Genomic DNA, 14,044 nt, shown 5'->3' on the forward strand with positions numbered 1-14,044 from the left:
ATTTCTACAGGTTGCTTCTGATAAATTCTAAAAACTATACCCTCGCCTTGTTTTCAAAGTAACCTATTCTATAAGCCACGCAAAGGTCTAATAACCCTACCGATTTTACCCACCTTACCGGGTAACTTTCTTATGCTCGATCTATCCAATTTGAATTTTAGAGATCCTTTTTTTGACAATATAGCATTTCTTAATTTTGCTGAATTATTGGTTCTATTCGTAAAAGTTAAAGTATAATTCTGAGAATTCCCAACTTTGAGTTCACGGAAACCTACCCTGTTACAGCCTGTGCCCTGGCATCTTTCTATCCAACACATGTTGAAGACTGCATTAGGAATATACGTGTAGAAATTACCGCTCCATGTATTTCCGGAATTGTCATACGCGTAATAATAGTAACTTTGATTTGCGGATGAGCCAGTTACTATAAGTGAACTTCTGCCTGGGACTAATCGGTACCAACCCTTTTTAACATAAGTGGTAGGGCTACAAGTCGGATCATAGTGAGCAATAGCAAGCCAAATATAGTTAGAGGTATTATTCTGTACATAAAGACTCATTTATATCACTCCATTCAATAGATTTAAACACAATGTTAATATATGTAAAAATATATAGGAGTGAAATAGACAGATAGAGTGTAAAAAAAAGATAGGCTGTACAAGGGAAACGTAACTATTAAATCAACGGAAAAGGATCGTACAAGCTCCTTGCGAAGCTCGATTTAGATTGTAATGATCTTTATTGCTGTCACATTTTAGGTCGAGCTCTTCGTTGTATAGAGTGAAAGGGGGGGACAGCTTGAATGATACGGAGTTAAATCAGATTATTGCAGATGTGTTGGATGGGAACACAGAACAATTCGAGAAAATCATGGACATTTATCAAAAACCGATTTTTCTCTACTGTTATCACATGCTGGGCAATTATGCCGAAGCCGAGGAAAACGCACAGGAGGTATTTTTGAAGACCTTCCGCACCTTGAAAAAATATACCCAATATCAGATCGATTTTGGCGCCTGGGTATACAAGATTGCCTACCATCAATGTATCGACATCATCCGTAAGCGAAAGTTGGTGAAATATTTACCTTTCTTTTACCAGGATGATAAAGAAAATAATGAAGTCGATTTGCATATTGAAGCCAACTATTTTGATGAATCCGTACATCAGGCCATGGCAAAATTATCGGCGGAAGAGCGTAATTTGTTAATCTTACGTTGTGTCGAGGATAAAAGCTATCAGGAGATCGGATTGATTCTCGGTAAAAACAGCGCCAGCCTTCGTAAAAGGTACGAACGTACATCTGCAAAATTTCGAAAGTATTATGCTCAAGTGAAGGGAGTGGGAGTGTATGAATATGGACAGGGATCGGGATTTGAAAAAACTGTTTGATGACGCGAGCATTCCTGACGCCGACTTGACAGGAAAAGTAATGAGAATAATACATGCTAAGCCAAAAGAAAAGGAGAGGTTTTTTATGAAATATAAAGTTGTTCTGACTGCGTGTGTAGGGATGATGTTAATGGCCTCCACGGGTTATGCGGCAGTTCAATATCATTCTTTGACCAATAAGGATGGCAAAGTCGTATATGAAACGAAATCTACGAAAGATTACGAAAAAACAGAATCGAAAGATGAGGCAGCGCGGTTCAAGGCATTTTTTGAACTGAAGGAAAAGGTGCTAAAGAACGGGGAAGCTGGGCTTTTCTATATGGTTGCTAATAACCCGAATCATCAAACAGATCTTGGAACAAAGTTGACTATCTTCCACGATCCATCTCAATTGCGTGATAAGATTACGGATCAATCCATTAAGATCGCAGACAACATCAATGGAATTTATACATTCCAGAAGGCGGACGTAATCTTTAAAAATGCTCAGGAAGTGAATCCTCCTTCTTCGGAAGAAAAAAAGAAAATGGCAGAAAAACTGAGAAAGCAGGCGGAAGAATCCAATCAGGGATATGCCATGATGCCGGTTGAAATGACAGATCAGTTTTTCCTTCTCTTTGCTACGTATCAAAATGGCGAAGATGAAATCGGGGTTGATATCACTAATCTGAGTGGAAAGAGCGACCCTACAATGTATATTGACGAAAAGGTTGAATTTAAGCAGGAGAAGATTCAAGTGAAGGGAGTAGAAATGCTGCATACAGAATTTGCTCCTTCGCAGACGCACGAGCTGAAATGGGTATACGAGAGCCCAGACAAAAAGGTGAAATACGCCTATACTTTACGTGGTGACATAAATAAAGTAAGCAAAGAAACCCTAATGAAACTTGCCGAAGGCTATTTGGAATAATAAATACAACAACAACGGGAATCTCTCCAATCCAATTGGGGAGATTCTCCTCTAGTAAGTCATAGTCCTTCTCCATTTTTTATCATAATCGTTTCTAAGCACCGATTTTAATTCCTTGGAACAATGCAAAAGAACCGCCGCTGTTCGCATCATTAGCGACAGGGCCGTTCTTTTGTTTTCATAGGTTAGCTGTAAATTGCTATTCTTGCCAAACACTCATAGGGTCCCATGGCTTGATCTGATTGTCATATTTTCCAGCCAAGAAAGCTTTCATGTCTTCCAGCTTAGCAGGCACCTCGTTCCAAACTGGAAGGGGTGGCAACCCTCGTTTGCTTTTCAATAGGATATCCACTGTAACATACAAGCGTTCTGGCTGAATCCAATGAAGGAAGCGGGAAATATCCATTTGCTTGGTCAGGGACAAGGAATCGATTTCATCATTGTAATGCTTGTTGAACTCGCTGATCAGGTTCAAGAGGTAGTCTCTCTGTTCCTTCACGAAATCCAAGCCGCAAATGGCGCCATGCCCTGGAACAACGATTTCGGGTTTAATTTCATCAATAATGCGATCAAGCACTTTAACCCAATTGAGGGTTCCCTCTTCGCTGTATGCCGTACAACCATTAAACACGACATCGCCAGCGAACAGCACTTTTTCTTTTGGCATCCACAATAGTAAGTCACTATCAGAGTGGGCTGGAGCTACGTTGTGAATCATAACTTCTGTATCGCCAAGACGGATGTTGATATCGTCCTTTATCTCAATACTCGGGAGCACCCATTCTACGCCTTCCAGGTCGAACCCTTCAAATTCCGCTGCAAAAAACCGCTCGCCCGGAGTCGATTCCGGAGAATTCTTTCCTCTTCTGATGACGCTGTCCATCCAGGCGATATTTTCGGTGAGACGCTCTCTGGAGGCTTCCTTGTGCATAATAATACAAGCATCTTCAAACACTTTGTTTCCCCAGGCGTGGTCGCTGTTATAGTGCGAGTTCACGACATATGCGGGAGAGCCGCCGTTGCTTACTTCCATAAAAGCTTCCCGCATTTCCCGTGCATGGAACAAATCGAAGAACGTATCATACACCAACCCATCACCCTTGTTGATGAATCCGGCATTGGCCCAACTGATCCCACGATACGGCGTAATACCAGCAAAGACGCCATCTGCGACTTCAAAAAATTTAACGCGAGGTTTTTGGATAATACGTCCATACTTCATAAAAATTCTCCTTTACGTATATGTTTTTAGGATAAGGCATACTGACTAAGTCATTATTATAGAGAATGCAAAGAATAAATGAAAGCGAGTACTTGCTTGCATTTATTCTTTGCGATATGATAGTAAAAGGGCACGCTCACGCAATTGGTACCTGACTGCAGAACTTGTAGTAGAATAGGTTTAACATATGCAAAAGGAGAAATACAATGCAAACTTCAGACAGAATCATTGAAGCCGCGACACGGCTCATCAAAAAGAATGGCTATCGGGGAGTAAGCACCAAAGCCATTGCAACAGAAGCTAAAGTCAATGAATCTACGATTTTTCGGCAATTTGGAAGTAAGCAAGGGATATTGGAAGCCATCATTGAAAGACATTCGGATATTCCGCAATTTGAGAAGCTGTTAAAAGAGGAAGCGACCGATAATCCGGAAGTCGATCTGCTAAATGTAAGTCAGCAGTACCGTTTGTTTTTCCATAAAAATGCGGACATCATTTTGATTGGCATCCGCGACAAAGGAATGCTTCCCGAATTAGACAGAGTGCTCGCGGATCCGCCGGCGAAGCTTCACTCCTTGCTGGTTGAATATTTTGAACGCTTGCAGAAGAAAAAAGTTATCGCCAGACAGGATGAGCGTCTTGTCGCAATGTCTTTTCTCTCGATGTGTTACGGATTTCAGATGAGCGAGCTGATTCACAGGCAATATCAATCCCAATTCGTCACCGAGGAAGAGTTCTACAAGCTTAGTGTCTCATTGTTTGTTAAAGGAATTTTGGCTCAGTCATAAGCATTATTGATTTATATATTGAGAACTCTAAACTTACGCTGGAGGATGCCTTTTTTTGCTCATGAATGTAGTTTTTGTTAGTGGAAAATAAAATACGTGGATGCATTATATAAAAAAACATGACTCATTAAATTAAGCCCATTTTTTCCAGGGCTTTTTTTGTTGGAACCACAGGATTGTATTTGGTCTATACTCAAACTTTCGAGTCAGAGTTATTGTACAAGCTTTAATGCAAGACAATCATGCCTATTGCATTGGAATTACCCAGGGCTGTACTTACTTAATATCTTATAAGAAATTCTTGAAATTACAGAAATTTATCCAGTAGGGGGATGCTATTATACAAATACAAATAAAGACGAGGTGATGATATGCAAGCGAAATTGGCAGCGGACGCCATTCCCCTCCCCAAAAAGCGGAACTCATGGATAAGGACGATAAAAAAGTATAAAGTGATGTACGCTCTCTTGTTCCCGGCATTAGTTTACTTTGCCGTATTCAAATACATTCCTATGGCGGGAATCATTATTGCCTTTAAAAACTATAACCTGGCTTTGGGACTATGGGATAGCCCATGGGTGGGATTTAGAAATTTCACAGATTTTATGAACGGCGTTTATTTCTGGGACATCATGAGAAATACGATTATCATATCCCTGTATAAGCTGTTGTTCGGTTTCTCAGCTCCTATCATACTTGCTTTGCTGCTCAATGAAGTTTATACCCAATGGTTTAAGAAAATCGTACAAACGATCACTTATTTACCCCACTTTCTATCATGGGTCATTGTTTATGGAATGATGGTGGCATTATTAGCCCCAGGGGATGGTCTCTTTAACATGATTTTGAAGGAAACTGGAGTTGAACCCATCTCATTCCTAACGGAACCTGCCTGGGGCAGACTGCTGATCATCTTATCTGAGATATGGAAGGATATTGGATGGGGAGCGATATTGTACCTTGCAGCATTAGCAGGAATCGATCCAAGCTTATATGAAGCGGCTAGAATTGATGGCGCTTCCAAGTGGAGACAGCTATGGCATGTAACACTTCCCGGCATTCGAGGCGTTATGATTCTGATGCTGATCCTTAAATTAAGCCATATTCTGGATGCTGGTTTTGACCAAATATTCATGTTTGCCAACAGCTTTAATCAGGAGAAGATCGACATTATAGACACATGGGTATACCGTGAAGGGCTCGAGCGACTTAAGATTGGCTTGGCTACTGCTGTGGGATTATTTAAAGCGGTCATCGGATTTGTTTTAGTGTTGGCAGCGAATAAGCTCGCCAAAAAATTCGATGGGCAAATTTGGTGAGGTGGTTATCAAAATGATCAATTTGACAATCGGAGAAAAGGTTTGGCAAGCATTCGTTTATTTTATTCTTATTTTGCTAGCTTTACTTTGCTTACTACCTTTTCTATATGTGGTTGCTGTTTCAGTAACGCCAGAATCGGAAGTACTAAGAAGAGGAATTGTTATTATACCAGAAACCTTTACCTTTCTAGCCTATAAAGAAGTATTCATTTCTCATGGTATTGGGCAGGCGTATAAAATTACATTGTTTCGAACGATTGTAGGTACTGCTCTCAATGTGTTCTTTACGGTTATCGCGGCATATCCGTTATCCAAAAAATATTTGCCGGGTCGCAGCCCATTTTTACTATTCATTGTCTTTACGATGATGTTTGGAGGAGGATTAATTCCGACTTATTTACTTGTCCGCTCTCTGGGATTGCTAAACAGTCCGTGGGTATTGATTATTCCAAATCTCATTAGTGCATTTAATCTGGTGATCATTAAAGGCTTTTTCGAGCAATTGCCTGCTGAAATCGAGGAATCAGCGAGGGTAGACGGTGCAAGTGAACTTCAGTCGTTATGGCGGATCATTTTACCTCTGTCCTTGCCCGTCCTTTCCACAATTTCATTATTTTACGCAGTCGGGCATTGGAACAGTTACTTCGACGCTATTGTTTATATCAATGATTCCAACTTAATGCCGCTTCAAGTGATCTTACGCAACATCCTGCTTAACGTCGCAACACAAAGTGCTGATTCGCTTGCCAATACCGGAGCTGTTAGTACGTTCGCTATACAAATGGCAGCAGTTGTCGTGACTACAGTTCCGATTTTGATCGTTTACCCATTTATGCAAAAGCATTTTACCAAAGGTGTGCTCTTGGGATCGGTTAAAGGTTAAAAAGATATTCCAACCTGAGTTGTTACGGGGAAACCGTGATAATATAGAAGCAAAGGAGAGGTCATTATGCAACGTAAAGCGATTACATTTGCTATTCTGACAGCAATGGTCGGTGTGGGAACAGTATTGTCAGGCTGTGGGGAACAAAAAGAGGTTACATCGACAGCTTCAGGTAATTCACAAGGACAGTCTAGTCCCTTTGAAACCAAATTGAAAATTTCGATGTTTAACCAAGGAACTTTCAATGCTGCTGCTCCGATTCCTCCCCGTGAAGAAGATATCCAACGCCAAATGTTGGAGACAGCAGTAAATATCGACTTGGAAATGATGATTCCGCAATCAGGGCAAGCAACTACTAAATTAAATACACTCATTGCTGGCGGAGATATTCCAGATTTGATCTTCTTGAAGAGCCGGGCTGATCTCGCGCAATATTATGACCAAGGGGTTCTTGCGGATTTGACACCGTATCTGGATCAATTCCCTGAACTGCAGAAACGTTTTAGCAACGACTCCTGGGAGGCGATGTCCTATCAGGGAAAAACCATTGGAGTTCCAGGTTATGATAACGTAAACGGTATTAGTCGAAGCTTCTTTATCCGTAATGATTGGCTGAAAAAGCTGAATATGGAAGTGCCAACAACACCTGACGAGCTATTTGAAGTTATGAAAGCCTTTACAGAGAAAGACCCGGACGGCAATGGTAAAAATGATACGTACGGATTCATAGGCGGTATGAATAAAGAAGGCAATCTGCAAACCTACGGCTTCGATAGTTTGATGTGGATGTTTGGTGTCAATCCTCCCTCAGCCATTGATGTGAAAGACAATGAACCGGTGTTCCTGTTTACCGACCCAAAAATGAAAGAAGCACTCGCTTATATCAATAAAATGATGGAAGCTAAAGTTGTAGATCCAGACTGGGTGACGATGAATACTCCCGATTTATTGGACCAAAAGTTATTTAAGGGTAAAGTTGGCTTCATGATAAGAGATGCCCGCAGGCTGGAACCAGATTATCAGCAAAAAATGAAAGAAATCAGTGGAGAGGTGCCGGAATGGATCGTCATTCCTCCAATGACAGGTCCTTATGGTGATCAAATTGTAGAGAGAAAATCGTTCCAAGGCAATTCATGGGCCATATCCAAAAAAGCGGATAAGGACAAAATCATTCGGATCTTGTCCATGCTAAATTATCTCTTTACGGACAAAGAAGCATATCCGAATTTTGCATACGGAATTAAAGGGATTCATTGGGATTTGGTAGACGGCAAGATCAAAAATAAAACCTCCGAATTATCAAAGGAAATGAAAGAAAAGTACTTATGGGTCGATCATTATAGAATGCCGCGTCGTGGTGATGATGCTGAGTACTTCAGCTTCCAGAATCCTAAGACGGCAGAAGCTTTTGAGAACAATCAGAAATACGTGGCGGCCACGTTGCCCGGGAATTTATTGACTGAAGACCCGAACGATTCATTGGCAGCTGACCGCCAACGTTACATTAATGAAAGCTTGGTCAAATTTATGACTGGCAAAGAACCTCTTTCGAACTGGGACAATTTCCTCAATACATTGGAAACTAAGTTTGACATGCAGAAGTATAAAGACTCAGTAATCAAGCAATTTAAAAAAGCAGGCTTAATCAAGTAAATCAAACGAAGAGAGCGGCTATAATTAGCCCCTCTCTTTATTGAAATATAAGAAAGTATAAGTTTTACTTTATCCTTTATCCTTCTATTTTTCGAAGAAACGCTTATCGTCCTTAAAAAGGACGCCGAAGGCGTTTCTTCTTATCATATGCTATTATTTGTTTATTACAGATTTAAAAGGAAGATGATCGATGCGAAGAAGAATCAGCTTGCCTTTAAAACTATTTTTTATCGTGTTTGCATTTGTATTAAGCTGCATAATCTTGATAAGCCAATTGTCTTATCGCTATGTCCAAAAGGAAATAAGAACCTCTGACATTTATTACACCAACCAGATACTTGATAAGATTGATCAGTATTTCACAGTTAATTTCTCCTCCTTCCAGACCATGCTGTTCTCGGTCGAGTCATCGGTGAAAGCCAACATTGACAATCCGGACGTGATTAAAAAGCAATTAAGAGAGCTGTATGAACTCAACAGTAATTACGTCAGTAATATTTATTTGATCAAAAGCGATTTATCTATTCTAGGCGGAAGTACACCTACCCGAATATTTGATGAACCTTTAGCTGAAAGAGAACCATTGTTTGATGCAGCTGACAAGAATAGAAGAATTACATTTGTCAGTGATCCTTACAAATCTAAATATTCCGGCTGGACAGTTACGATGGTCCGATATCTGAACAGCGCTCCGTTTCCTATGGCCATTGCAGTAGATTTAGATCTAAATGCCATTGAAGATACCTTGTTCAAGATTAATAAAAAAGAACAAATGAATTTGGCTCTAATCACCGCATCGGGAAAAATCATTGCCGGATTTTCGGAAAATAAAGGCCCCCTGAATGTTCAAGATCATACTTTTTCAATCGGTGAAACGTCAGCGGAACAAATTCTGGATACTACAGAAACAAACCTTCAACTGCACACCAAGGAGGGGATTCAAGTCTCCCTTCTGAAAAAACCGACTGAAAAATTCAACTGGACCATCATCTCAATCAACGATGAATCACGCTTGAAAGCTGCTTTATCCAGATTGGAAACCTATTATATCGAGCTTCTAGCTGCTGGTTTTCTCTTAAGTCTGTTCGTTTCCTTCTTTATTGCCAAATATATAAGGAACCCGCTCTATGCACTCAAAACAAAAATGAAGCGGGTGGAGCAAGGCTCCCTCACAACTACAATATCGATTAACCGAAACGATGAGTTTGGAGATCTCTCCCGAGCATTCGATCGTATGCTGCAGCAAATTGTGGAACTGATTCGGGGAGCAGAGCTTCATAATGAACTTGAACGCAAGCTGGAAATTCAAGTGCTGCAGTCTCAAATAAACCCTCATTTTCTATATAACACGCTTGGTTCTATCAGCAATGTCATACGACTCGGACAAATAGAGAAAGTAGATGTGGTGATCGAGTCTCTCATTTCAATATTGGAATATGGGATAGCCGACGCTTCGGAGAAGGTATCACTGCGTCAGGAATTGCAAAATGTATCGGACTATATCGCGATCCAGAACATCCGCTACAACAGAAACTTCCACTTAATCGAAAATATCGAGGCAGGGCTAATAGATTTTCCGGTTTTTCGAATGCTGCTGCAGCCCCTTGTGGAGAATAGTATCTTCCATGGTTATAACGGAGGGGGGATCGAAGGCCCTATTACTATTCATGCGTACAGGGAGGGCGGCAATGTCATCATAGAAGTAGTTGATCAAGGCGAGGGAATTCCAGCTGATAAAATAAAGCATATTCTAATTTCAGAACCGGGGGATGTGGAATTGAAAAGAAAAAGAATCGGGTTAAACAATATTCATGACCGAATCAGACTTCACTACGGAGAACAATTCGGACTCCAAATCATTAGCATACCTAAGGAAATAACCCGGGTTCGCGCCTTATTCCCAGCAGGCTTGTTTAAAGGAGATGCATGATGATGAGAGACTACACCTGCTTCATTGTTGACGATGAAGATCTAATCATACAGAGATTGGAATTGTTTTTTCACGAGCTCTCCCTTAGGGATAGGCGATTTCATTTAGTGGGAAAAGCGAATAATGGGCTGAAAGGGATAGAGGAGATCGTAAAGCTTAAACCGGAGATCGTAATATCTGATATCGTAATGCCGCGTATGGATGGGATTTCCATGATTGAGCAGCTAAAGCCAAAGCTTCCCCATACCCAATTCATTCTTTTGACCGCTTATTCATCCTTTGAATACGCCCAGAGAGCTATTCAAGCCAACGTATTGGAGTACATTGTTAAGGTTCCGCTCAGAGATGCGGATTTGGATCGGGCTTTAGATAAGGCAGCCGGGATTTTAAATGAAGTTAAGAAAAAAGAAGCGGAATTTCAATCTTTAAACGTATCCGTGCTTGAAAATAAATATAGAGTCCGCAAGCAATTTTTTAACGAGCTTATCAGAGGCGAAATTCCTTCTCATCGGGCATCGGATTTTGCCAATCGTATGCAGTTCCATTTCTTTCAAGCCAACTATCGCTGCTTCATTGTCGAAATGAATATGTATGAAAGTTTCCGAAACGATTATTCAGCGTCTGATCAGAACATATTGAGGTATGCGATTACAAATATAATCGAAGAAACGGTGATGAATGGTGGCAGTGGTGTAGCTGCGGATCTATCCGATAATCGTTTTATTGGCTTTCTTTCCTGGGAAAATAATCGCAGTGATCTGGAAACGGAATATGATTGCCAGACATTGGGGGGGCAGATCGTCTCCCACTTGCATCAATATTTGAATCAAAGGGTTTCCGTCGCTTTTGGAGGTCAGCACCGAGGCTGGGAATCCATCAAACAAGCTTACACGGAAGCACAAAATGTGAGTGATGATTTCTATTATCATACAGAGAAAGTTGTAAAAACACCTATGCATCGGTTCCAGTACCAGAATGACAGGAAAGAAGAAGTTCAACAGAAATTGGCTGATTTTCTTGCTGGGGTGAAAAGAAAGGTTTCCAAGGAAGAGCTTGAGAAAGCATTTGCTGATCTGAACCAATTTGTTAAGGACCATAAAATCCATAAGTCTATCATGGCGCCTATGTTAAGAGACTTATACAGGGACATTATTGTGAAGTTTAAATCGGGGAACAAGTTAGCCACGGAAGTAGCAGAGTTTCCCATAGAATTTTTAGCTTTTCGGGAGCAGCTTGCCTATATTGGCGACTTCACCTTCGAATATGTACACGCTGGCCAACTTTTGCATCGTATAGAAATCATGAGTGCTATGCGGTTTATAGACAAAAACCTGAAACAGCGATTAACGCTCGAGGCGATTGCCGAGGAAGTGAATTTAGCTCCATCGTATTTTAGCAGCTTATTCAAAAAAACAATGAATGAAGGCGTTATCAGCTACATCAATCGTAAAAAAATCCAATTAGCTCTCGAGCTGTTAAATGTTCAGGATTATTCTATATTGGAATTGTGCGAGGAAGTAGGAATTGTGAATGAAGGTTATTTTTGCAAATTATTTAAAGAATATACGGGTGATACTCCTAAGCAATATCGGATAAAAATGACACGGTATGAATCCAATTAAGGTTGCAAAAAATGTGTGATTTTTTCGCGAAATCATGTAAAAAAAAAGGGAGCAAATGGATTACCATGATAGAAGGATCTAATCATGGAGGTTATCAAAATGGAGCTTATTAAAGCAGATGTAACCGTCGTCGGCGGAGGTATTGCTGGGATATGCGCTGCCATTGCTGCCGCACGCCAAGGGCTGCAAGTGTCACTTATTAATGATCGACCGGTTCTTGGGGGAAATGCGAGCAGCGAGGTCAGGGTTCATATCAACGGGTCGGCTTATCTCGGAAACAGTCCATCCTATTATGCACGCGAAGGAGGGTTGGTGGAAGAACTCAAGTTGAAGATTTTCCACTATAATCCGTTATACAACAAGAAGCTGATGCTTTCGCTTTCGGATACAGTCTTGTTGGATATGGTCTATGCTGAGCCTAACATTTCTCTATTTCTGAATACATGCGTGCATGAAACGGGCATGGAGAACGACAGAATTAAATGGGTGGAGGGCCTTCAATTGGCTTCCGAAAGGAAATTTCGTTTTGAAAGCCGAACCTATATTGATTGCTCCGGAGATGGAGTTGTCGGATATCAGGCAGGTGCTCTCTTCCGATGGGGGAGAGAAGCGAAACATGAATACAAGGAAGAATTGGCTCCTGAAGTGGCGGACCATTACACCATGGGCGATACGATCCTGTTTCAAGCCCGTGACGTAGGATATTCCGTTCCATACAAAAGACCTGGCTTTGCGTATGATATTACGAAGTTGGCCTTTTTCGATAGTATCAGAAAAGGCTTAAACCATCGGGCTTTTCCAAGAAAAATCAACGGGCTTGGCGGATTGTGGTGGCTGGAATACGGCGGACATATGGATATTATCAAAAATAATGAAGACATCGCGTTGGAGCTGCGGAAATTGGTGTACGGGATTTGGGATTATCTCAAAAATAGCGGTGAATTTGATGATGTAGACAATCTCATTTTGGATTATGTATGCCCGATCCCGGGAAAGCGGGAGTCGAGGCGGTTTATTGGGGATCACATGTTGTCTCAGAACGATCTCACAGCAAAGCCTCATTTCGAAGATGCTGTATCGGTCGGTGGATGGTATATGGATTTACATGCTAATAAGGGCATCTACGATGAGGGGCCGGCTACAGCTTGGAATTTCGTGCCTGGTTTGTACAATATCCCTTTCCGCAGTTTATATTCACGAAATATTCCTAATCTCATGTTCGCTGGTCGCAATATAAGTGCTACCCATGTGGCTTTCGGATCTACAAGGGTTATGGCAACCTGCGGTTGTATGGGGCAGGCGGTTGGAACAGCTGCTTCGTTGTGCTCGAAATATGAGGTAGACCCCGCGGCCATAGTCGAAGCTCATATGGGGGAGCTGCAGGCGCTACTGCTTCGAGACGGGCAAACCATTGTAGGCCTTCAAGAGGAATTGGATCCTTACTTCGCTGACGGATTAACTATTCGTGCCTCGTCTCAGCGCAGCTATGACAATCTTCATCCAACCGAAGAGATTTCCTTGGAGAAAGGGTTGTGTTTGGTCTTGCCGATTCAGACATCCGTGGCTAAAAGCGTACGGATCAAAATTAAAAATAGGTCCAAGCATTCGGAAACTCTACATGTGAAGCTGTTTGGCGGGGAACGGAAGGAAAACTACATTCCAACCAGCGAGTTGAGAGACTACCACTTGGTTATTACAGCCGGTCATGACGACTGGATTACGTTAGACTTGGACTGCAAGAAACCGGCTGACGACAAAATTTACATCGTATTGGAGGGCACGGCGAGCCTTGCCATATACGGTAATGAAGAGAATTTGACAGGCGCGGTCAGCTTCCATTATAGGCCGGAAGAGCCGTCTAGGCTGAAGAAATTCAATAAGAGCATTTGCTTTAAGGACCTGATGCCAGCTCAGAATATGTATAGTCCTGAGAATGTCGTTAATGGCTACTCCAGACCTTATGGCCAACCGAACGGCTGGATTTCTGAACATACGGAAGGACAGGAATGGTTGGAATTCTGTTTTGCAAGCCCCAAAAATCTGGACGAACTCCATCTTGTTTTTAATTCGCAGCTGGATTTGGAGCATTTCAACGACCCGATTGAGTCCCTTATCCAAGATTATGATATGACCTTGACCTTAGAAGACGGAACCGAGAGGACAATCATAACTCGTGGAAATTATCTAACGTTGAATAAACATAAGATGGATGCGAAACGTGTAACCCGAATCCGGATTAATTTCTGCGCAACTTATGGTTCGCCTTATTTTGAAGTGTTTGCTGTAAAATTGTTTGCTCCTAAAATCGATAAATGAGGACAG

At 41.5% G+C, this 14,044-nt stretch carries 11 protein-coding genes; 9 read left to right on the plus strand and 2 right to left on the minus strand.

The annotated features are described in order from the left end of the window. Positions 1-68: 68 nt before the first annotated feature. Positions 69-560 (minus strand): DUF1036 domain-containing protein, encoded by a 492-nt coding sequence (locus MHH60_RS33190; RefSeq protein WP_076133090.1) that lies wholly within the window; start codon positions 558-560, stop codon positions 69-71. 241 nt (positions 561-801) lie between these two features. Between MHH60_RS33190 and MHH60_RS02195 the strand changes: the two genes are divergently transcribed. Together MHH60_RS02195 and MHH60_RS02200 are read left to right on the plus strand one after the other, a co-directional pair. Next, a complete protein-coding gene (locus tag MHH60_RS02195; RefSeq protein ID WP_076133089.1) occupies positions 802-1,395 on the plus strand; it encodes an RNA polymerase sigma factor in 594 nt (197 codons plus the stop codon). An 85-nt stretch (positions 1,396-1,480) separates the two neighbouring features. Beyond that, complete coding sequence (locus MHH60_RS02200; protein WP_111504222.1) at positions 1,481-2,305, plus strand: hypothetical protein; 825 nt, start codon at positions 1,481-1,483, stop codon at positions 2,303-2,305. A gap of 199 nt (positions 2,306-2,504) precedes the next feature. Here the strand turns inward: MHH60_RS02200 and MHH60_RS02205 are convergent, their stop codons facing one another. Continuing rightward, positions 2,505-3,527 (minus strand): MBL fold metallo-hydrolase, encoded by a 1,023-nt coding sequence (locus MHH60_RS02205; protein WP_076133087.1) that lies wholly within the window; start codon positions 3,525-3,527, stop codon positions 2,505-2,507. A gap of 206 nt (positions 3,528-3,733) precedes the next feature. Between MHH60_RS02205 and MHH60_RS02210 the strand changes: the two genes are divergently transcribed. The 7 genes from MHH60_RS02210 to MHH60_RS02240 all read left to right on the plus strand — a co-directional run bounded on the left by MHH60_RS02210 (position 3,734) and on the right by MHH60_RS02240 (position 14,038). After that, complete coding sequence (locus MHH60_RS02210; RefSeq protein ID WP_076133085.1) at positions 3,734-4,315, plus strand: TetR/AcrR family transcriptional regulator; 582 nt, start codon at positions 3,734-3,736, stop codon at positions 4,313-4,315. 371 nt (positions 4,316-4,686) lie between these two features. Further along, positions 4,687-5,634, plus strand: coding sequence for an ABC transporter permease (locus tag MHH60_RS02215; RefSeq protein WP_036677080.1), 948 nt, complete (start codon positions 4,687-4,689; stop codon positions 5,632-5,634). A gap of 13 nt (positions 5,635-5,647) precedes the next feature. After that, the gene (locus MHH60_RS02220; RefSeq protein WP_036677077.1) at positions 5,648-6,517 is read left to right on the plus strand and encodes a carbohydrate ABC transporter permease; all 870 of its coding nucleotides are present in this window, start codon (positions 5,648-5,650) and stop codon (positions 6,515-6,517) included. Between the two features lie 66 nt (positions 6,518-6,583). Next, positions 6,584-8,170: an extracellular solute-binding protein gene (locus MHH60_RS02225; protein WP_076133083.1), complete on the plus strand. Its 1,587-nt coding sequence runs from the start codon at positions 6,584-6,586 to the stop codon at positions 8,168-8,170. A 190-nt stretch (positions 8,171-8,360) separates the two neighbouring features. Further along, positions 8,361-10,100, plus strand: coding sequence for a sensor histidine kinase (locus MHH60_RS02230; protein ID WP_076133081.1), 1,740 nt, complete (start codon positions 8,361-8,363; stop codon positions 10,098-10,100). 2 nt (positions 10,101-10,102) lie between these two features. Continuing rightward, positions 10,103-11,722: an AraC family transcriptional regulator gene (locus MHH60_RS02235; RefSeq protein WP_232061367.1), complete on the plus strand. Its 1,620-nt coding sequence runs from the start codon at positions 10,103-10,105 to the stop codon at positions 11,720-11,722. 84 nt (positions 11,723-11,806) lie between these two features. Beyond that, positions 11,807-14,038, plus strand: a complete 2,232-nt coding sequence (locus tag MHH60_RS02240; protein WP_076133078.1) for an FAD-dependent oxidoreductase — start codon at positions 11,807-11,809, stop codon at positions 14,036-14,038. Positions 14,039-14,044: the final 6 nt, after the last annotated feature.

This window comes from Paenibacillus sp. FSL H7-0716, assembly GCF_038002705.1.
Classification (GTDB): Bacteria; Bacillota; Bacilli; order Paenibacillales; family Paenibacillaceae; genus Paenibacillus_AQ; species Paenibacillus_AQ odorifer.